17 protein-coding genes, 1 rRNA gene and 1 pseudogene are annotated in these 18,789 nt (G+C 52.5%); 9 read left to right on the top strand and 10 right to left on the bottom strand.

Translation table 11 applies throughout. From position 1 onward, the window contains the following. A 16S ribosomal RNA gene (locus ACJHWK_RS06960) occupies nucleotides 1-294 on the bottom strand; the annotation flags it as partial. A 365-nt stretch (nucleotides 295-659) separates the two neighbouring features. Beyond that, entirely contained in the window at nucleotides 660-1,232 is a 573-nt protein-coding gene (gene gmhB, locus ACJHWK_RS06955) for a D-glycero-beta-D-manno-heptose 1,7-bisphosphate 7-phosphatase (RefSeq protein WP_001520530.1), read from the bottom strand. Nucleotides 1,233-1,419: 187 nt separating this feature from the next. Here gmhB and metN point away from each other — a divergent pair, with 187 nt between their 5' ends. The 7 genes and pseudogenes from metN to ACJHWK_RS06920 all read left to right on the top strand — a co-directional run bounded on the left by metN (nucleotide 1,420) and on the right by ACJHWK_RS06920 (nucleotide 7,883). After that, on the top strand, nucleotides 1,420-2,451 hold the full coding sequence (gene metN / locus ACJHWK_RS06950; protein ID WP_000593994.1) for a methionine ABC transporter ATP-binding protein MetN: 1,032 nt from the start codon (nucleotides 1,420-1,422) through the stop codon (nucleotides 2,449-2,451). After that, nucleotides 2,444-3,097, top strand: coding sequence for a methionine ABC transporter permease MetI (locus ACJHWK_RS06945; RefSeq protein WP_001294600.1), 654 nt, complete (start codon nucleotides 2,444-2,446; stop codon nucleotides 3,095-3,097). The genes metN and ACJHWK_RS06945 overlap by 8 nt, the downstream gene beginning before the upstream one ends. Nucleotides 3,098-3,136: 39 nt before the next feature. After that, on the top strand, nucleotides 3,137-3,952 hold the full coding sequence (gene metQ, locus ACJHWK_RS06940; protein WP_000874224.1) for a methionine ABC transporter substrate-binding lipoprotein MetQ: 816 nt from the start codon (nucleotides 3,137-3,139) through the stop codon (nucleotides 3,950-3,952). A gap of 117 nt (nucleotides 3,953-4,069) precedes the next feature. Next, nucleotides 4,070-4,474: an Rcs stress response system protein RcsF gene (gene rcsF, locus ACJHWK_RS06935; RefSeq protein ID WP_001202321.1), complete on the top strand. Its 405-nt coding sequence runs from the start codon at nucleotides 4,070-4,072 to the stop codon at nucleotides 4,472-4,474. Next, entirely contained in the window at nucleotides 4,471-5,178 is a 708-nt protein-coding gene (gene tsaA, locus ACJHWK_RS06930) for a tRNA (N6-threonylcarbamoyladenosine(37)-N6)-methyltransferase TrmO (RefSeq protein ID WP_000094022.1), read from the top strand. Before rcsF ends, tsaA begins: the two co-directional genes overlap by 4 nt. A gap of 110 nt (nucleotides 5,179-5,288) precedes the next feature. Then, nucleotides 5,289-7,007, top strand: a complete 1,719-nt coding sequence (gene proS / locus ACJHWK_RS06925) for a proline--tRNA ligase (RefSeq protein WP_001260707.1) — start codon at nucleotides 5,289-5,291, stop codon at nucleotides 7,005-7,007. A gap of 52 nt (nucleotides 7,008-7,059) precedes the next feature. Beyond that, a pseudogene (locus tag ACJHWK_RS06920) lies at nucleotides 7,060-7,883 on the top strand (YaeF family permuted papain-like enzyme). 29 nt (nucleotides 7,884-7,912) lie between these two features. Here ACJHWK_RS06920 and nlpE read toward each other — a convergent pair. The 3 genes from nlpE to ACJHWK_RS06905 are packed head-to-tail and all read right to left on the bottom strand — an operon-like array spanning nucleotide 7,913 to nucleotide 9,601. After that, nucleotides 7,913-8,623: an envelope stress response activation lipoprotein NlpE gene (gene nlpE, locus ACJHWK_RS06915; protein ID WP_001520527.1), complete on the bottom strand. Its 711-nt coding sequence runs from the start codon at nucleotides 8,621-8,623 to the stop codon at nucleotides 7,913-7,915. A gap of 13 nt (nucleotides 8,624-8,636) precedes the next feature. After that, nucleotides 8,637-9,059 (bottom strand): alternative ribosome rescue aminoacyl-tRNA hydrolase ArfB, encoded by a 423-nt coding sequence (arfB, locus tag ACJHWK_RS06910; protein ID WP_000635534.1) that lies wholly within the window; start codon nucleotides 9,057-9,059, stop codon nucleotides 8,637-8,639. Further along, nucleotides 9,056-9,601 (bottom strand): YaeQ family protein, encoded by a 546-nt coding sequence (locus ACJHWK_RS06905; RefSeq protein WP_001185283.1) that lies wholly within the window; start codon nucleotides 9,599-9,601, stop codon nucleotides 9,056-9,058. The genes arfB and ACJHWK_RS06905 overlap by 4 nt, the downstream gene beginning before the upstream one ends. Before the next feature lie 165 nt (nucleotides 9,602-9,766). On the opposite strand from ACJHWK_RS06905, the gene ACJHWK_RS06900 reads away from it, so the two are divergent. Both ACJHWK_RS06900 and rof read left to right on the top strand, forming a co-directional pair. After that, a complete protein-coding gene (locus ACJHWK_RS06900; RefSeq protein WP_000417058.1) occupies nucleotides 9,767-9,967 on the top strand; it encodes a YaeP family protein in 201 nt (66 codons plus the stop codon). After that, nucleotides 9,954-10,214 carry a Rho-binding antiterminator gene (rof, locus tag ACJHWK_RS06895; RefSeq protein ID WP_000062315.1) on the top strand — a complete coding sequence of 87 codons (261 nt, stop codon included), beginning with the start codon at nucleotides 9,954-9,956 and terminating at the stop codon, nucleotides 10,212-10,214. Before ACJHWK_RS06900 ends, rof begins: the two co-directional genes overlap by 14 nt. Nucleotides 10,215-10,262: 48 nt before the next feature. On the opposite strand, the gene tilS is transcribed toward rof, so the two are convergent. The 5 genes from tilS to dnaE form a co-directional block, all read right to left on the bottom strand. After that, nucleotides 10,263-11,561: a tRNA lysidine(34) synthetase TilS gene (gene tilS / locus ACJHWK_RS06890; RefSeq protein WP_001520525.1), complete on the bottom strand. Its 1,299-nt coding sequence runs from the start codon at nucleotides 11,559-11,561 to the stop codon at nucleotides 10,263-10,265. A 64-nt stretch (nucleotides 11,562-11,625) separates the two neighbouring features. Further along, complete coding sequence (locus ACJHWK_RS06885; RefSeq protein ID WP_000901098.1) at nucleotides 11,626-12,015, bottom strand: VOC family protein; 390 nt, start codon at nucleotides 12,013-12,015, stop codon at nucleotides 11,626-11,628. A 56-nt stretch (nucleotides 12,016-12,071) separates the two neighbouring features. Then, nucleotides 12,072-14,213 carry a lysine decarboxylase LdcC gene (gene ldcC / locus ACJHWK_RS06880; protein ID WP_001020973.1) on the bottom strand — a complete coding sequence of 714 codons (2,142 nt, stop codon included), beginning with the start codon at nucleotides 14,211-14,213 and terminating at the stop codon, nucleotides 12,072-12,074. A gap of 97 nt (nucleotides 14,214-14,310) precedes the next feature. Beyond that, nucleotides 14,311-15,270 carry an acetyl-CoA carboxylase carboxyl transferase subunit alpha gene (gene accA / locus ACJHWK_RS06875; protein ID WP_000055748.1) on the bottom strand — a complete coding sequence of 320 codons (960 nt, stop codon included), beginning with the start codon at nucleotides 15,268-15,270 and terminating at the stop codon, nucleotides 14,311-14,313. Between the two features lie 12 nt (nucleotides 15,271-15,282). Continuing rightward, a complete protein-coding gene (gene dnaE / locus ACJHWK_RS06870) occupies nucleotides 15,283-18,765 on the bottom strand; it encodes a DNA polymerase III subunit alpha (protein ID WP_001520523.1) in 3,483 nt (1,160 codons plus the stop codon). Nucleotides 18,766-18,789 lie beyond the last annotated feature (24 nt).

The following is an 18,789-nucleotide window of genomic DNA, read 5'->3' as shown; positions in this document are numbered from 1 at the left end:
ACCAGCTAGGGATCGTCGCCTAGGTGAGCCGTTACCCCACCTACTAGCTAATCCCATCTGGGCACATCCGATGGCAAGAGGCCCGAAGGTCCCCCTCTTTGGTCTTGCGACGTTATGCGGTATTAGCTACCGTTTCCAGTAGTTATCCCCCTCCATCAGGCAGTTTCCCAGACATTACTCACCCGTCCGCCACTCGTCAGCGAAACAGCAAGCTGTTTCCTGTTACCGTTCGACTTGCATGTGTTAGGCCTGCCGCCAGCGTTCAATCTGAGCCATGATCAAACTCTTCAATTTAAAAGTTTGATGTTCAAAGAATTAAACTTCGTAATGAATTACGTGTTCACTCTTGAGACTTGGTATTCATTTATTGTCTTGCGACGTTAAGAATCCGTATCTTCGAGTGCCCACACAGATTGTCTGATAAATTGTTAAAGAGCAGTTGCGACGCGGCTTTCAGCTCACTGTCGCGAGGTGGCGTATATTACGCTTTCCTCTTTCAGAGTCAACCCTGAATTTCAGGATTTTTCTCTTCAACCGAACCGGCTGTTTGTGTGAAGTGATTCACATCCGCCGTGTCGATGGAGGCGAATTATAGGGAGTCGGCTCAGGAAGACAAGCGGAAAAATGCATTTTTATTTCAACCGCTCATCTTTTAATCATTACACCGGTTTTTGCTGCTTTTTTATCGCTTGCGGCAGGTCTGCCAGGCTATTTAACACCCAATCCGCCGCGTTTTCTGCTTCAGGCGTAACAGGTTTACCCGTACGCACCAGCACTTTTGTTCCCACGTTCGCCGCAGCCGCTGCCTGCATATCTTCTAATTTATCGCCCACCATATAAGAAGCGGCCATATCAATATGCAAATAATCGCGTGCCGATAAAAGCATCCCCGGATGTGGTTTGCGGCAGTCGCAGACCTGGCGAAACTCTTCAACACTACCCTGCGGATGATGCGGGCAATAATAGATACCATCCAGATCGACATCGCGGTCCGCCAGCGACCAGTCCATCCACTCGGTCAGCGTTTCAAACTGTGCTTCAGTAAATTTACCGCGAGCAATGCCAGACTGGTTGGTTACTACCACCAGCGCAAAGCCCATTTTTTTTAGCTCGCGCATGGCGTCAATAACACCGTCGATAAATTCAAAGTTGTCGATCTCATGGACATAGCCGTGATCGACATTAATGGTGCCATCACGGTCAAGAAAAATTGCGGGTACGCTCTTCGCCACCTTTTATAGCTCCTTAATAAGGCATGTGACGCTAGTATCGCATGTTTCGACCAGCAAGAAAGTGCTCTTCGCATAAACCTGATTGATTTAGACGTCTGGATGCCTTAACATCCATTTCATTGACGGCGTTGCCCGTTCCAGGCATTCGAAATGCCACGACTAACTTAATGACGATAATAAATAATCAATGATAAAACTTTCGAATATCACCAAAGTGTTCCACCAGGGCACCCGCACCATCCAGGCATTGAACAACGTCAGCCTGCATGTGCCAGCTGGACAAATTTATGGCGTTATCGGTGCCTCAGGCGCGGGTAAGAGTACGCTTATACGTTGTGTAAACCTGCTGGAGCGCCCAACCGAGGGTAGCGTGCTGGTCGATGGCCAGGAACTGACCACGCTGTCAGAATCCGAGTTGACCAAAGCTCGCCGCCAGATTGGTATGATTTTCCAGCATTTTAACCTGCTCTCTTCACGTACTGTTTTTGGCAACGTGGCTCTGCCGCTGGAGCTGGACAACACACCGAAAGATGAGATCAAACGTCGCGTGACGGAATTGCTGTCATTGGTTGGTCTTGGCGATAAGCATGATAGCTACCCGTCGAATCTTTCCGGTGGGCAGAAACAGCGTGTGGCGATTGCCCGTGCGTTAGCCAGCAATCCCAAAGTATTGCTGTGTGATGAGGCCACCAGCGCGCTGGATCCGGCAACGACACGTTCTATTCTCGAACTGCTGAAAGACATCAACCGCCGTCTGGGTTTGACGATTCTGTTGATCACCCACGAAATGGACGTTGTGAAGCGTATTTGTGATTGCGTGGCGGTCATCAGTAATGGCGAACTGATCGAGCAGGACACGGTAAGTGAAGTGTTCTCGCATCCGAAAACGCCGCTGGCGCAGAAGTTTATTCAGTCGACCCTGCATCTGGATATCCCGGAAGATTACCAGGAACGTCTGCAAGCGGAGCCATTCACTGACTGCGTGCCGATGCTGCGTCTGGAGTTTACCGGTCAATCGGTCGATGCCCCACTGCTTTCTGAAACCGCGCGTCGTTTCAACGTCAACAACAACATTATTAGCGCGCAGATGGATTACGCCGGTGGCGTTAAGTTCGGCATCATGCTGACTGAAATGCACGGCACACAACAAGATACGCAAGCCGCCATTGCCTGGCTGCAGGAACACCATGTAAAAGTAGAGGTACTGGGTTATGTCTGAGCCGATGATGTGGCTGCTGGTTCGTGGCGTATGGGAAACGCTGGCAATGACCTTCGTATCCGGATTTTTTGGGTTTGTGATTGGTCTGCCGGTTGGCGTCCTGCTTTATGTCACGCGTCCGGGGCAAATTATTGCTAACGCGAAGCTGTATCGTACCGTTTCTGCGATTGTGAACATTTTCCGTTCCATCCCGTTCATTATCTTGCTGGTATGGATGATTCCGTTTACCCGCGTTATTGTTGGTACATCGATTGGTTTGCAGGCAGCGATTGTTCCGTTAACCGTTGGTGCAGCACCGTTTATTGCCCGTATGGTCGAGAACGCTCTGCTGGAGATCCCAACCGGGCTAATTGAAGCTTCCCGCGCAATGGGTGCCACGCCGATGCAGATCGTCCGTAAAGTGCTGTTACCGGAAGCATTGCCGGGTCTGGTGAATGCTGCGACTATCACCCTGATTACCCTGGTCGGTTATTCCGCGATGGGTGGTGCAGTCGGTGCCGGTGGTTTAGGTCAGATTGGCTATCAGTATGGCTACATCGGCTACAACGCGACGGTGATGAATACGGTACTGGTATTGCTGGTCATTCTGGTTTATTTAATTCAGTTCGCAGGCGACCGCATCGTCCGGGCTGTCACTCGCAAGTAACGTTCAACACAACATAAATAATTGAAGAAGGAATAAGGTATGGCGTTCAAATTCAAAACCTTTGCGGCAGTGGGAGCCCTGATTGGATCACTGGCATTGGTAGGCTGCGGTCAGGATGAAAAAGATCCAAACCACATTAAAGTCGGCGTGATTGTTGGTGCCGAACAGCAGGTTGCAGAAGTCGCGCAGAAAGTTGCGAAAGACAAATATGGTCTGGACGTTGAGCTGGTAACCTTCAACGACTATGTTCTGCCAAACGAGGCATTGAGCAAAGGCGATATCGACGCCAACGCCTTCCAGCATAAACCGTACCTTGATCAGCAACTGAAAGATCGTGGCTACAAACTGGTCGCAGTAGGCAACACTTTTGTTTATCCGATTGCTGGTTACTCCAAGAAAATCAAATCACTGGATGAATTGCAGGATGGTTCGCAGGTTGCCGTGCCAAACGACCCAACTAACCTTGGCCGTTCTCTGCTGCTGCTGCAAAAAGTGGGCTTGATCAAACTGAAAGATGGTGTTGGCCTGCTGCCGACCGTTCTTGATGTTGTTGAGAACCCAAAAAATCTGAAAATTGTTGAGCTGGAAGCACCGCAGCTGCCTCGCTCTCTGGACGACGCGCAAATCGCTCTGGCAGTTATCAATACCACCTATGCCAGCCAGATTGGCCTGACTCCGGCGAAAGACGGTATCTTTGTCGAAGATAAAGACTCCCCGTACGTAAACCTGATCGTAACGCGTGAAGATAACAAAGACGCCGAGAACGTGAAGAAATTCGTCCAGGCTTATCAGTCTGACGAAGTTTACGAAGCAGCAAACAAAGTGTTTAACGGCGGCGCTGTTAAAGGCTGGTAATTTTTAGGCTGTTTCCACAATTTGTAATATCATTCAGGACGGGCGCTTGCCCGTCTTGTCATTTTTACAAGCTCCTGATTCAATATTGACGTTTTGATCATACATTGAGGAAATACTATGCGTGCTTTACCGATCTGTTTAGTAGCACTCATGCTAAGCGGCTGTTCCATGTTAAGCAGATCCCCTGTCGAACCCGTTCAAAGCACTGCACCCCAGCCGAAAGCGGAGCCTGCAAAACCGAAAGCGCCGCGCGCCGCGCCGGTCCGAATTTATACCAATGCAGAAGAATTAGTCGGCAAACCGTTCCGCGATCTCGGTGAAGTCAGTGGCGATTCTTGCCAGGCCTCCAATCAGGACTCTCCGCCGAGCATTCCAACCGCACGTAAGCGGATGCAAATCAACGCCTCGAAAATGAAGGCCAATGCGGTATTACTGCATAGCTGCGAAGTCACCAGCGGTACGCCAGGCTGCTATCGTCAGGCTGTATGTATCGGTTCTGCGCTTAACATTACGGCGAAATGAGCAGTTTCCAGTTCGAGCAAATAGGCGTTATTCGCTCGCCCTATAAAGAAAAATTCGCCGTTCCGCGCCAGCCAGGTCTGGTAAAAAGCGCCAACGGCGAACTGCATCTCATTGCTCCCTACAACCAGGCCGACGCCGTTCGCGGCCTGGAAGCGTTCAGCCATTTATGGATCCTTTTCGTCTTTCATCAAACGATGGAAGGCGGCTGGCGTCCGACTGTGCGTCCACCGCGCCTCGGCGGTAATGCCAGAATGGGTGTTTTCGCTACGCGCTCCACTTTCCGCCCTAACCCGATTGGTATGTCGCTGGTAGAGCTGAAAGAGGTTGTTTGCCATAAAGACAGCGTGATTCTGAAGCTCGGCAGTCTGGATCTGGTAGATGGTACGCCGGTGGTGGATATCAAACCTTATCTCCCCTTTGCCGAATCGCTTCCAAATGCCAGTGCCAGCTATGCGCAAAGTGCGCCAGCGGCAGAGATGGCGGTGAGCTTTACCGCAGAGGTCGAAAAGCAGCTTTTGACGCTGGAGAAACGTTATCCGCAGTTAACGCTGTTTATCCGCGAAGTACTGGCGCAGGACCCGCGCCCGGCCTATCGTAAAGGTGAGGAAACGGGCAAAACCTATGCCGTCTGGCTGCATGATTTTAACGTTCGCTGGCGCGTCACCGACGCAGGTTTTGAAGTCTTTGCGCTGGAACCGCGTTAAATTCGCGCCCTTCTCTTTTGACATTTCTTTTGCACTGGTAAACTAAATCACTTTTTTTGTCCCAGGCTCGCCTTGAGCCTGTTCTACCTTCCAACTGGAACCGTAACAACATGCGTACTAGCCAATACCTGCTCTCCACTCTCAAGGAGACACCTGCCGACGCCGAGGTGATCAGCCATCAGCTGATGCTGCGCGCCGGGATGATCCGCAAGCTGGCCTCCGGGTTATATACCTGGCTGCCGACCGGCGTGCGCGTTCTGAAAAAAGTCGAAAACATCGTGCGTGAAGAGATGAACAACGCCGGTGCGATCGAGGTGTCGATGCCGGTGGTTCAGCCAGCCGATTTGTGGCAAGAGAGTGGTCGTTGGGAACAGTACGGTCCGGAACTGCTGCGTTTTGTTGACCGTGGCGAGCGTCCGTTCGTACTCGGCCCAACTCATGAAGAAGTTATTACAGACCTGATTCGTAACGAGCTTAGCTCTTACAAACAGCTGCCGCTGAACTTCTATCAGATCCAGACCAAGTTCCGCGACGAAGTGCGTCCGCGTTTCGGCGTCATGCGTTCCCGCGAATTCCTGATGAAAGATGCTTACTCTTTCCATACTTCTCAGGAATCCCTGCAGGAAACCTACGATGCAATGTATGCGGCCTACAGCAAAATCTTCAGCCGCATGGGGCTGGATTTCCGCGCCGTACAGGCCGACACCGGTTCTATCGGCGGTAGCGCCTCTCACGAATTCCAGGTGCTGGCGCAGAGCGGTGAAGACGATGTGGTCTTCTCCGACACCTCTGACTATGCAGCGAACATTGAACTGGCAGAAGCTATCGCGCCGAAAGAACCGCGCGCTGCTGCTACCCAGGAAATGACGCTGGTTGATACGCCGAACGCGAAAACCATCGCGGAACTGGTTGAACAGTTCAATCTGCCGATTGAGAAAACGGTGAAGACTCTGCTGGTTAAAGCGGTTGAAGGCAGTAGCTTCCCGCTGGTTGCGCTGCTGGTGCGTGGTGACCACGAGCTGAACGAAGTTAAAGCAGAAAAACTGCCGCAGGTTGCAAGCCCGCTGACTTTTGCGACCGAAGAAGAAATTCGTGCCGTGGTTAAAGCCGGTCCGGGTTCACTGGGTCCGGTAAACATGCCGATTCCGGTGGTGATTGACCGTACCGTTGCAGCGATGAGTGATTTCGCTGCTGGTGCTAACATCGATGGTAAACACTACTTCGGCATCAACTGGGATCGCGATGTCGCTACCCCAGAAATTGCTGATATCCGTAACGTGGTGGCTGGCGATCCAAGCCCGGATGGCCAGGGTACGCTGCTGATCAAACGTGGTATCGAAGTCGGTCACATCTTCCAGCTGGGTACTAAGTACTCTGAAGCACTGAAAGCCTCCGTACAGGGTGAAGATGGCCGTAACCAAATCCTGACGATGGGTTGCTACGGTATCGGGGTAACGCGTGTAGTAGCTGCGGCAATTGAGCAGAACTACGACGAACGCGGCATCGTATGGCCTGACGCTATCGCGCCGTTCCAGGTGGCGATTCTGCCGATGAACATGCATAAATCCTTCCGCGTACAGGAGCTGGCCGAGAAACTGTACAGCGAACTGCGTGCACAAGGTATCGAAGTGCTGCTGGATGACCGCAAAGAGCGTCCGGGCGTGATGTTTGCTGATATGGAACTGATCGGTATTCCGCACACTATTGTGCTGGGCGACCGTAACCTCGACAACGACGATATCGAATATAAATATCGTCGTAACGGCGAGAAACAGTTAATTAAAACTGGTGACATCGTCGATTATCTGGTGAAACAGATTAAAGGCTGATGCCAGAAAGGGTCCTGAATTTCAGGGCCCTTTTTTACATGGATTGTATAAAATGGATAAACCAAAGGCGCATTGCCGCCTGCTTCTCCCCTGCTTTTTTTCCTTTCGGCCTGTACCGTAGATATCAGCCAGCCGGACTCATCAGCCACAGCGGTAGATGCCGGGGCGAAAACATGGGCAGTCAAATTCCAGCATCAAAGCTCTTTTACCGAACAATCAATAAAAGAAATAACGGAACCTGATCTCAAACCCGGCGATTTGCTGTTCTCCTCAAGCCTTGGGGTAACCTCATTTGGAATCCGCGTCTTCAGCACTTCCTCTGTGAGTCACGTTGCAATCTATCTGGGTGAAAATAACGTTGCAGAAGCGACAGGCGCTGGCGTCCAGATTGTTTCCCTCAAAAAAGCGATGAAGCATAGCGATAAGCTTTTCGTCTTACGAGTCCCGGATCTTACCCCGCAACAAGCCACAGAAATCACCGCATTCGCCAACAAAATTAAAGATAGCGGTTACAACTATCGCGGCATTGTCGAATTTATTCCCTTTATGGTGACTCGCCAGATGTGCTCACTGAATCCGTTCTCCGAGGATTTTCGTCAACAGTGCGTCAGCGGCCTGGCGAAAGCGCAGTTAAGCAGTGTGGGCGAAGGAGACAAAAAGTCGTGGTTTTGTTCGGAATTTGTCACTGATGCATTTGCCAAAGCCGGGCATCCGCTTACACTGGCGCAATCGGGCTGGATTAGCCCTGCCGATCTGATGCATATGCGTATTGGTGATGTCTCTGCGTTTAAGCCAGAAACGCAGTTACAGTATGTTGGGCACCTGAAGCCTGGGATTTATATCAAGGCGGGTCGCTTTGTTGGGCTGACTCAGTGATGAAAGCCGGAGAATGCTCCGGCTTTCAATTACTGCCCCAAACTACTGCAATCCTGGTTCGGGTAAAATTTACCTGCCGTATCGGGCGCTAATACTTTGGTTGGCGCACCGGTATCCGGATTAGCCTCAAGCGTAAAGTGACCTTCTACTGACAGTAACATCGGTTTTTCACTATGACCGCGCGCCGCCAGGTAGCCACGCTCCAGCTCTGCATTATTCGCTACCATGAAACGTTTTCCGGTCGCGCAATCAGTGAAGGTCGCCGCATCAGCCATATAAAAATACATGCCCCGCAGGGTCATCGGCGTCATGGGTAAATTGGATTGCGCCGGTTCCAGCGTATAGTTGAACTGCGATTCAATCGGATTACCTTCACGATCGAGCATCTCCAGCGCATCGCCTTTCGCCCGATAATATGACTTTTCACCTTTGCTGTCGGTTAATACCAGCTTGTCAGCGGTTCGCGCCCATGTACCGTAGGAAGCGAAAGAGGAAGGCTCTTCACGCGCACCAAGATAGCGTTCATTCATCACCCAGGTTCCATCTTTTTCGAGGAACAAAGAGGTTTCGATCCCTTCGCAATCGGCACACGGCAGCACGCCGCGCCAACTTTGCGGCATCGGTTTCAGTTCGGCAGCCTGCGCCGGAGAAAGCGTGTCGACTTCGGCCCGATTATTACATCCCATCAGAGTAAAGAGGCTGATTACAGCCATCGCTGTCACTATCGCTTTTTTCACCATCCATTCCTTCTTTTTATTCCCGACCGCTGCGCACTTTGCCGCGCATCGCCTTCACGCTTGATTTTTGTGCTTTCGATGCCAGCCTGCGCTCTTTTGATGCGCGGGTGGGCCGCGTGGGTCGTCGGGCTTTTTGTTCTGTTGTTAAATCTTTAATCACTGCCACCAGCCGGGCCAGCGCCGCTTCGCGGTTGAGCTCCTGATTGCGGTATTCCTGTGCCTTAATGACAATCACGCCATCACTGCTGATCAAATGATGGCTGGCGGCGAGCAAACGCTCTTTGTAATACTCTGGCAGGCTGGACGCCCGAATGTCAAAACGCAGATGAATAGCCGTTGAGGTCTTATTAACATGCTGCCCGCCCGCGCCCTGCGCACGAATGGCGGTGATCTCAAGCTCACCATCGGGGATAGCAACATGTCGGGAAATCACAATCATGAAGGTTGTTGCCAGACGGTTAAGTTCACTTCCAGATTATTCTTATCATCCGATAACCAGATCACGCCATCCTGAATCGTTGCCTGCAGCGTCATGGTACGATCGGCAAAGGCGCTTACTTTCGCCAGTTGTTCATCGTCCAGATACCAGACGGAAAGATTGGCAAACTGCGCACATTTGCTCTGATTTTGCTGCCACCAGATTTGCGCCGCCCGACTATTATAGGCAAACAGCGCTACTTCTGCGGCCTGGGTGCAGGCTTTCTTAATCCGTCGCTCATCCGGCAGCCCCAGCTCGATCCACAAATCAATGCCCAAATGATCGTTACGCAGCCACGCTTCCGGCTCATCATCGGCACACAAACCACGGGTAAATTGCAGACGTTCATCAGCATATTTCAGCCACGCCAGCAGGCGCAGCATCATGCGCTCCTGGGTTTCTGAAGGGTGGCGCGCCAGCGTCAGAGAGGCATCGAGAAACTGGTTGCGGTCGAGATCGGCCACATTAACCGTCGCTTTATAAATTGTCGCTTTAAGCGCCATAAGAAAACTCCTTTCGAATCAGGAGGCCATTGTAACGGAATACGTGCAGTTGCGGCGCTGATATTGCAGAAATGAGTGTGGTATAGTCACCTTGCGAAACAGAGTTTATCTTCGTAGGCTTAGACTTGCATCCACGGTTAAGTCAGAGTGCTGACAGGAGGGCATGTGGAAAAATATTGTGAGTTAATACGCAAGCGGTACGCGGAAATCGCCAGCGGAGACTTAGGATACGTTCCGGACGCGCTGGGCTGCGTTTTGAAAGTGCTGAATGAAATGGCTGCCGACGACGCCCTTTCTGAGGCTGTCAGGGAAAAAGCAGCATACGCTGCGGCAAACTTACTGGTGAGCGATTATGTCAATGAATGATACGTATCAACCAATCAATTGTGATGATTACGATAATCTTGAGCTCGCCTGCCAGCATCATTTAATGCTGACACTTGAGCTGAAAGATGGCGAAAAATTGCAGGCGAAGGCCAGCGATTTAGTCTCCCGCAAAAATGTGGAGTATCTGGTCGTCGAGGCCGCTGGTACAACCCGCGAGCTGCGTCTGGATAAAATTACCAGCTTTAGCCACCCGGAAATCGGTACGGTGGTGGTGAGCGAGTCCTGATTGACTTTCGCCGGATGCGACGTTTGAAGCGTCTTATCCGGCTTTCACTTAACTAAGCGTTTTCTGCCAGACAAAACTGACGCCATTCTCACCTTCAGCCACACCTTCTTGCGTCACAAATACCCCTGCCGCCGCAATCAACGTTTCGCCATAAAACAGCAGTGGCGTGGTGTCACGTAGCCACGGCGGCACACCCAGCTCTTGCCAGATTTTCTTTAGCTTACGTCCGCCGTTGCGTCCGACTATATGCAGCAATCCTGGCGCTTTGAAACGCACGCTGACCGCTTCGTCTGCACGCGGAGGGCGAATATCGCCTCCCGCAGTAAGCTGTACACTTCCCAGTCCCGCCAGTAATTCCAGCGGTTGTAGCCACGTCTGCCACGGCACAATGGTTTCGCTTTGCCCGGCAACGGATTTAATCCACCACAGTTGCGACTGATAGCGGCGGATTTCAAACGCGCCCAGACGTAAACAGGGGGAAGCATCTTCCCGCGCCAGCGCCACTTCCTGCCAGATGCGCACCAGCGCGTCGCGGGAAGGCATCGGTGCATTCTGCCCTGCCAGCCAGCGACGGATAATCGCCGCGCGGCGGGCATCACTCATCGCCAGCATTGGCGCAATCTGCAGCGTCCCCTGCGGCGATTGACAGTGTGCTAAATCATCCGCCAGCAGTTCATCCAACAGGCTCTCTTGTTCAGCACAAAGTGCGGCGCTGCGGGCCGTTGCTTCGGCAAAATGCGGCCAACGCTGCTGCAATAACGGCACTACGCGCAGGCGCAGAAAGTTACGATCGTATGAGTCGTCCTGATTACTTTCGTCTTCAATCCAGCGTAAACCATGCGCCAATGCCCACTGCTCCAGTTCCCCCCGCGTGCGGGCGAGCAACGGGCGGATAAGCCGTGTTCCGGCAAACTCCGAAACTTCCGCCATAGCCGAAAGCCCGGCAGGGCCGCTACCGCGTTTTAGCGCCAGCAGAAAGGTTTCACATTGATCGTCGAGATGTTGCGCGGTGACCAGCACTTCGCCGGGCAATAGGGTACGGGCAAATGCCTGATAACGCGCCTGCCGCGCCTGGGCCTCAATCCCCAGCCCCTCTTGCGCAAGTTGTACGCGTTCGACCACCAGCGGCACCTGCCACTGTTGGCAGATGTTCTCGCAATGCCTAACCCAGGCATCGGCATTGGCACTTAAACCGTGATGCACATGGATAGCGCGTAGAGTGACGCCCGGATTTTCCGTCCGCCACTGCACCAACTGATGCAGCAAAACGGTGGAGTCAAGCCCGCCGCTAAAGGCCACCAGAATCTGGCGTGAGGTGAGAAGTTGTCTATTGAGCGTGAGTGTCATGATGGTGCGATTTTACAGTAGCAATGCCCGGCACGTTACCGGGCAAATGCGGCGATGACAAGCCTTACTGCTCATACAGTTCCAACGGCAGCCCGTCCGGATCGTTAAAGAACGTGAAGCGTTTTTGCGTGTATGGATCGACACGGATGGCTTCACACTTCACGTTATGGCTTTCAAGGTGCGCCACTGCCGCATCGATATCATCAACGCTAAAAGCCAGATGACGCAGGCCGCAAGCTTCCGGTCGGCTGGGGCGCTCCGGCGGGAACGGAAATGAGAAAAGCTCAATCACATATTGCCCATTAAGCGCCAAATCCCCTTTCCACGAGTCGCGCGCTTCGCGATAGACTTCGCTTTGCAGCGTGAAACCAAGAATATCGCAGTAAAACGCTTTGCTCACCGCATAATCCGTCGCAATAATCGCAATATGGTGAACCTGTTTTAAACCCAGCATAACGTCTCCTTTATTTGTTAACAGCACGTTACTCGCCCGGAAGCCGCTCTGGCAAGTTATCCCGCCATTTTTAGGACTCGTACGCGGTAAACGCCGTCTTCGTCCTGTTTCGCGCCGTGAATATCCGTTTCAAAACCGGGGTAATGTTGCCCTACGGAACAAAGCATCAGTAGAAAATCGAGTACTGTGCGGCTCTCTTTGGTCAGCATTTCTCCTGGCATCAGCAGCGGTACGCCCGGTGGATAAGGCAGGATCATATTTGCCGACACCCTACCAACCAGTTGTTCCAGCGCAATGGTTTCTACTTCGCCTTTAATCTGCCTCTGCCATGCCTGATGTGGCGTCATGATCATCTCCGGCAAGGTATCGAATGCCCGCAACATCAAACCGGGAAGATCGTGTTTACGAATCAGCTTATGGATCCCTTGCGCCAGATCCTGAATGCGCATATTGCGGTAGAAATCGGGATCTTCTGCATAGAGATCGGGTAGCATATTTTTGATCCGCAGGTTGAGATCGTAAGAGCGCTTAAATTCCGTCAACCCACGCAATAATCCCATTGCTTTGGTTTTATCGATTCCAATACTAAAGAGAAACAGCAGGTTATAAGGACCGGTTTTCTCTACTACGATCCCTCGTTCGTCGAGGAATTTTGCTACCAGCGCCGCCGGGATCCCCTCCTCGCTCATATTGCCCTGCTCGTCCATCCCCGGTGTCAAAATAGTGACTTTAACCGGATCGAGAAACATATGATCGGCATCCGCATCGTTAAAGCCGTGCCACTGTTCGCCAGGCGCAACGGGCCAGCATTCGGCTTCATCCACCTGCGGCGGTTGCCAGATATCGAAAAACCAACCGTCAGACTCTTCCCGCAGCCGCTGGACCTCTTTGCGAAAATGCAGCGCCCGCTCCACCGAACGGTTAATCAGCCGTTTGCCCGGATTACCACGCAGCATCGCCGCCGCCGTCTCAACCGAAGCAACAATGGGATAACTGGGCGAGGTGGTGGTATGCATCATAAAGGCTTCGTTAAACGCCTCTTCGTCATACTCGCCTTTAATGTGGATCAGCGAAGCCTGCGATAACGCCGCCAGCATTTTGTGGGTCGACTGCGTTTCGAAGATCACTTTTCCCGCAACACGCTCGCCGCTCATACCACTTTTACCCTGGTAGATCGGATGAAAATGGGTGTACGGCACCCAGGCAGAATCGAAGTGAATCGACGGGACATCCAGCGTCTGTTTGATCCAGTCGGTGTTGTAGAGCAAGCCATCATAGGTGGAGTTGGTGATCACCGCATGAACCGGCCATTGAGCTTGCGTGGTAGCAGCGACTTTCTCTTCGATGCTGTCGCGAGTAAATTCACGGCGCGGGATCCCACCAAGAATCCCCAACGCATTACGCGTCGGTTTCAGCCAGACTGGCACTACATCGTTCATCATCAACAGATGCGCCAGCGATTTATGACAATTGCGGTCGATCAACAGCGTACTGCCGGACGGCGCGGCGTACATACCCACAATTTTGTTAGACGTCGATGTTCCGTTGGTAACGATATAACTCTGTTCCGCGCCAAAAGTCCGCGCGATGTACTCTTCCGCTTCCAGGTGTGGCCCGGTGTGGTCGAGCAACGAACCAAGCTCGGTAACCGAAATAGAGACATCAGCCTTAAGAGTATTCCCGCCGAAAAAATCATAAAACAGACAGCCAACCGGGCTTTTTTGATATGCGGTGCCGCCCATATGACCCGGCGTACAAAAGGTGTACTTCCGCTCTTTGACGTAGGTAAACAAGGCTTTCGTGAACGGCGGTGTAATGTTATCAAGATATTCGTCGGTGTACTGACGCATACGAATGGCGATATCTTCTGCCTGCCCCAGCGCATATTCAAAAAACCAGAGCGCCATCCGCATATCCTGCACGCTGACATCCATCGTCGAGTGGGTGTTGATGAAGGCATAAAGCGGGAGATATTCATTAAGCTGATTGATATCGCTACATAAATCGAGACTGTACTCATCCCAGTCAAAAATCACGCCGCAAATTCGAGGGTTATGTTCAATAAATTTCAGCAAATCAACGCTGTTTTGTGGCCAGATAATCTGAAAGCCTTGCGCCACCAGCGCCGACTCCAGTTCTTTGATGGGCTCATCTTTATAAAAGACGCCATGCGGTCCCATAATGGCAATGATGTTCATGTGTTCCTCCTGGAAAATCCTTCCTTAATCATAGCCTGCTCAAACCGTGGCGATAAAAAAGGGCCACCGAAGTGACCCTTTTCAGAACATTTGCGAATTACGCGTAACCGTAGCTCATCAGGCGCTGATAACGACGATTTTTTAAATCTTCAGTGCTTAACACGTCGAGATCGGCCAGATCCGCCAGCAGCTGCGCTTTCAGAGACGCCGCCATCGCTTCCGGGTTACGGTGAGCACCACCCAGCGGTTCCGGGATGATGGAGTCGATCAGTTTCAGCTCTTTCAGACGCGGAGCGATGATACCCATCGCTTCAGCCGCCAGCGGCGCTTTGTCGGCGCTCTTCCACAGAATGGACGCACAACCTTCCGGCGAGATAACGGAATAGGTGCTGTATTGCAGCATATTCACTTTATCGCCCACGCCAATCGCCAGCGCACCGCCAGAACCACCTTCACCGATAACCGTACAAACTACCGGTACGCTAAGGCGAGACATTTCACGCAGGTTGCGTGCAATGGCTTCAGACTGACCGCGCTCTTCTGCGCCCACGCCCGGATAAGCCCCCGGGGTGTCGATAAAGGTGATGATTGGCATCTTAAAGCGTTCAGCCATTTGCATCAGACGCAGTGCTTTGCGGTAACCTTCTGGCGCTGGCATACCAAAGTTACGGCGAATTTTTTCTTTGGTTTCACGACCTTTTTGATGACCAATGATCATCACCGGACGACCATCGAGACGGGCGATACCACCGACGATAGCTTTATCGTCTGCATACGCGCGGTCGCCAGCCAGTTCGTCAAATTCATCAAATGCCAGGCGAACGTAATCCAGGGTATAAGGACGCTGTGGATGGCGTGCCAGTTGCGCAATCTGCCATGCACCGAGATCGGCGAAGATTTTACGTGTCAGTTCTACGCTTTTTTCACGCAGACGATGCACTTCTTCATCGATGTTAATATCCAGTTTCTCATCCTGACGGCTAACCGCAGTCAGAGAATCGATTTTCGCTTCCAGCTCTGCAATCGGCTGTTCAAAATCAAGGAAATTCAGACTCATAGTATTCCTGTATTAGTCAAACTCCAGTTCCACCTGCTCCGAACCAATGAGGCCACGGAGATCGTTTAATAAACGATCGCTCGGAGAGACACGCCACGTCGCGCCAAAACGCAACCGCGCGCGTGCATCCGCCCTCTGATAGTAGAGATGTACTGGAATTGTCCCAGAGCGGTGGGGTTCCAGAGACTGACGGAGTCGGTTTAAAAGCTGGTCATCAATTTGCCTGTCCGTCAGCGAGATAGCAAGCCCGCGAGCATATTTTTCCCGGGCTTCGTCAATATCCATCACTTCGCGAGCGGTCATTTTAAGCCCACCGCTGAAGTCATCAAAGCTGACCTGTCCGCTGACGATAAGTATGCGGTCTTTTTCCAGCAATTGCTGGTATTTATCCAGGGCGTCAGTAAACAACATCACTTCCAGCCGCCCGGAACGGTCATCCAGCGTGCAGATACCGATACGATTGCCGCGCTTGGTGACCATAACCCGCGCGGCAACAACGAGCCCCGCAGCCGTGATGACTTTACCACGTTCTGTCGGGTGCATGTCTTTCAGCCTTACGCCTCCGACATAACGCTCAATCTCTTTTAAATACTGATTGATAGGGTGTCCCGTCAGGTACAGACCTAACGTTTCACGTTCCCCATCTAATACCACCTGCTCCGGCCACGGTTGGCAGCTGGCGTAGGATTGTTCAATTTGTTCCGGCTCTTCGGCCAGCACACCGAACATATCGGCCTGACCGATAGCTTCCGCTTTCGCGTGTTGATCTGCCGCTTTTAACGCATCGCCCAGCGAGTTCATCAGCGCCGCGCGGTGTGGCCCAAGACGGTCAAACGCCCCGGACATGATCAGTTTTTCCAGCACCCGCCGGTTTAACTTTTTGGTGTCGGTTCGGGCGCAGAGATCAAACAGTTCGCGGAAGTAGCCGCCTTTATTACGGGCTTCGATGATGGCCTCAATCGGACCTTCACCGACCCCTTTGATCGCGCCAATACCATACACGATTTCGCCGTCGTCGTTGACGTGGAAATGGTAAAGACCGGAGTTTATATCTGGTGGCAGGATTTTCAGCCCCATCCGCCAGCACTCATCCACCAGGCCCACCACCTTCTCGGTGTTGTCCATATCGGCGGTCATTACCGCCGCCATAAACTCCGCCGGATAGTGCGCTTTCAGCCATAACGTTTGATATGACACCAAAGCATAGGCCGCAGAGTGCGATTTGTTAAATCCGTAACCAGCGAATTTTTCCACCAGGTCGAAGATTTTCATCGCCAGTTCAGCGTTGATTCCGTTCTTTTCTGCACCTTCAGCAAATACAGAACGCTGCTTAGCCATCTCTTCCGGCTTTTTCTTACCCATCGCACGACGCAGCATATCCGCGCCACCGAGGGTATAACCAGAAAGCACCTGGGCAATCTGCATGACCTGTTCCTGATACAGGATGATGCCGTAGGTTGGCTCCAGTACCGGTTTCAGGCTTTCATGCTGCCACTGCACGTCCGGATAGGAGATCTCTTCGCGACCATGTTTACGGTCGATAAAGTTATCCACCATCCCTGACTGCAACGGACCAGGGCGGAACAGTGCCACCAGTGCGATCATATCTTCGAAGCAGTCAGGTTGCAGACGCTTGATCAGGTCTTTCATGCCGCGCGATTCAAGCTGGAATACCGCCGTGGTTTCCGAGCGTTGCAGCATATCGAAGCTTTTCTTATCATCCAGCGGGATCGCGGCGATATCCAGAGGCGGCTCGCCATTCTTCGCCCGCCGCTTGTTGATCATCTCCAGCGCCCAGTTGATGATGGTGAGCGTACGCAAACCGAGGAAGTCGAACTTCACCAGCCCGGCGTATTCAACGTCGCTTTTATCAAACTGGGTGACCGGATGTTTGCCCTCTTCATCGCAATAAAGCGGCGCAAAATCAGTAATTTTGGTCGGCGCGATAACCACCCCACCGGCGTGCTTACCGGCGTTACGGGTGACCCCTTCCAGTTTGCGCGCCATGTCGATCAGCGCCTTAACTTCTTCATCCGCTTCGTAGATTTCCGGCAGCTGCGGCTCGGCTTCAAACGCTTTTGCCAGCGTCATCCCCGGATCGGGCGGGATCAGTTTCGAGATACGATCGACAAAGCCGTACGGATGCCCCAGAACGCGGCCTACGTCGCGGATCACCGCTTTCGCCGCCATCGTACCGAAGGTGATAATCTGCGATACCGCATCACGACCGTACATGTCTGCCACGTGTTCGATAACCTGATCGCGTTTCTCCATACAGAAGTCAACGTCAAAGTCAGGCATGGAGACACGTTCCGGGTTAAGGAAACGTTCGAACAGCAGGTCAAATTCCAGCGGATCGAGGTCGGTGATTTTCAGCGCGTAGGCCACCAGTGAACCCGCACCGGAGCCACGGCCTGGCCCTACCGGTACGCCGTTATCCTTCGACCACTGGATAAATTCCATAACGATGAGGAAGTAGCCCGGGAAGCCCATCTGGTTGATAACCTGAAGTTCAGTCTCCAGACGTTCGTCATATTCCGGGCGACGCTTCAGACGTTCTTCCTCGTCAGGGAATAAAAATGCCAGACGCTCTTCCAGGCCCTCTTTTGCACGCATGACCAGATAATCTTCGGTGCTCATGTCCCCGGTCGGGAACTGCGGCAGGAAGTATTCACCAAGACGCACAGTTACGTTACAGCGTTTGGCGATCTCAACGGTGTTGGCAAGGGCTTCTGGGATGTCGGCAAACAGCTCGCACATCTCCTCTTCGCTACGCATATATTGCTGCGGCGAATAGTTACGCGGGCGTTTAGGATCGTCGAGGGTAAAGCCGTCGTGGATCGCGACGCGGATTTCGTGTGCGTCAAAGTCGCTGCTGTCGATAAAGCGCACGTCGTTGGTCGCCACAACGGGCAAACCGCGTGATTCCGCCAGTTCCACCGCAGCGTGCAGATAGCTTTCTTCGTCCGGCCTGCCGGTGCGGATCAGCTCGAGAAAATAGCGATCCGGAAAGTGTTCTTCATAAAACGCGACACACTCATCTACCAGCGCGCTGTTACCACGCAAAAGACTGCGTCCAACGTCGCCCATGCGCCCGCCGGAAAGAAGGATCAACCCTTCATTTAATTCGATAAGCCAGTCGCGATCGATGATCGGCCCGGCGGCACCGTACCCGCGCTGATACGCTTTTGAGATCAGCAACGTCAGATTCTGATAGCCGGTATTGTTCGCCGCCAGCACCGTCAGGTGGGTTAACTCATCACCCAGCAGGTCGCACTGGACGTTAAAATCCGCCCCGACGATGGGCTTAATCCCTGCGCCATGTCCCGCTCCGTAGAACTTCACCAGACCGCAAAGGTTGGTGAAATCGGTGATCGCCAGTGCTGGCATACCCAACGCCGCCGCCTTTTTTACCAGCGGTGCGGTTTTGGCCAGGCCATCGATCATCGAGTAGTCGCTGTGCACCCGCAGGTGTACGAAACGTGGTTCAGACATCTTCAGATTCCGGTTTACTTAATC

Source organism: Escherichia sp. WS547 (assembly GCF_046486065.1).
In the GTDB taxonomy this organism is placed as follows: Bacteria; Pseudomonadota; Gammaproteobacteria; order Enterobacterales; family Enterobacteriaceae; genus Escherichia; species Escherichia coli.
The sequence above is the reverse complement of the archived record's forward strand: the minus strand, read 5'-3'. Positions and strand labels throughout refer to the sequence as shown.

What these genes read in the sequence shown, in the direction of transcription:
- metN (WP_000593994.1), top strand. Translation starts at nt 1,420, where the DNA reads ATGATAAAACTTTCGAATATCACCAAAGTGTTCCACCAGGGCACCCGC.
- ACJHWK_RS06945 (WP_001294600.1), top strand. Translation starts at nt 2,444, where the DNA reads ATGTCTGAGCCGATGATGTGGCTGCTGGTTCGTGGCGTATGGGAAACG.
- metQ (WP_000874224.1), top strand. Translation starts at nt 3,137, where the DNA reads ATGGCGTTCAAATTCAAAACCTTTGCGGCAGTGGGAGCCCTGATTGGA.
- rcsF (WP_001202321.1), top strand. Translation starts at nt 4,070, where the DNA reads ATGCGTGCTTTACCGATCTGTTTAGTAGCACTCATGCTAAGCGGCTGT.
- tsaA (WP_000094022.1), top strand. Translation starts at nt 4,471, where the DNA reads ATGAGCAGTTTCCAGTTCGAGCAAATAGGCGTTATTCGCTCGCCCTAT.
- proS (WP_001260707.1), top strand. Translation starts at nt 5,289, where the DNA reads ATGCGTACTAGCCAATACCTGCTCTCCACTCTCAAGGAGACACCTGCC.
- nlpE (WP_001520527.1), bottom strand. Translation starts at nt 8,623, where the DNA reads ATGGTGAAAAAAGCGATAGTGACAGCGATGGCTGTAATCAGCCTCTTT.
- arfB (WP_000635534.1), bottom strand. Translation starts at nt 9,059, where the DNA reads ATGATTGTGATTTCCCGACATGTTGCTATCCCCGATGGTGAGCTTGAG.
- ACJHWK_RS06905 (WP_001185283.1), bottom strand. Translation starts at nt 9,601, where the DNA reads ATGGCGCTTAAAGCGACAATTTATAAAGCGACGGTTAATGTGGCCGAT.
- rof (WP_000062315.1), top strand. Translation starts at nt 9,954, where the DNA reads ATGTCAATGAATGATACGTATCAACCAATCAATTGTGATGATTACGAT.
- tilS (WP_001520525.1), bottom strand. Translation starts at nt 11,561, where the DNA reads ATGACACTCACGCTCAATAGACAACTTCTCACCTCACGCCAGATTCTG.
- ACJHWK_RS06885 (WP_000901098.1), bottom strand. Translation starts at nt 12,015, where the DNA reads ATGCTGGGTTTAAAACAGGTTCACCATATTGCGATTATTGCGACGGAT.
- ldcC (WP_001020973.1), bottom strand. Translation starts at nt 14,213, where the DNA reads ATGAACATCATTGCCATTATGGGACCGCATGGCGTCTTTTATAAAGAT.
- accA (WP_000055748.1), bottom strand. Translation starts at nt 15,270, where the DNA reads ATGAGTCTGAATTTCCTTGATTTTGAACAGCCGATTGCAGAGCTGGAA.
- dnaE (WP_001520523.1), bottom strand. Translation starts at nt 18,765, where the DNA reads ATGTCTGAACCACGTTTCGTACACCTGCGGGTGCACAGCGACTACTCG.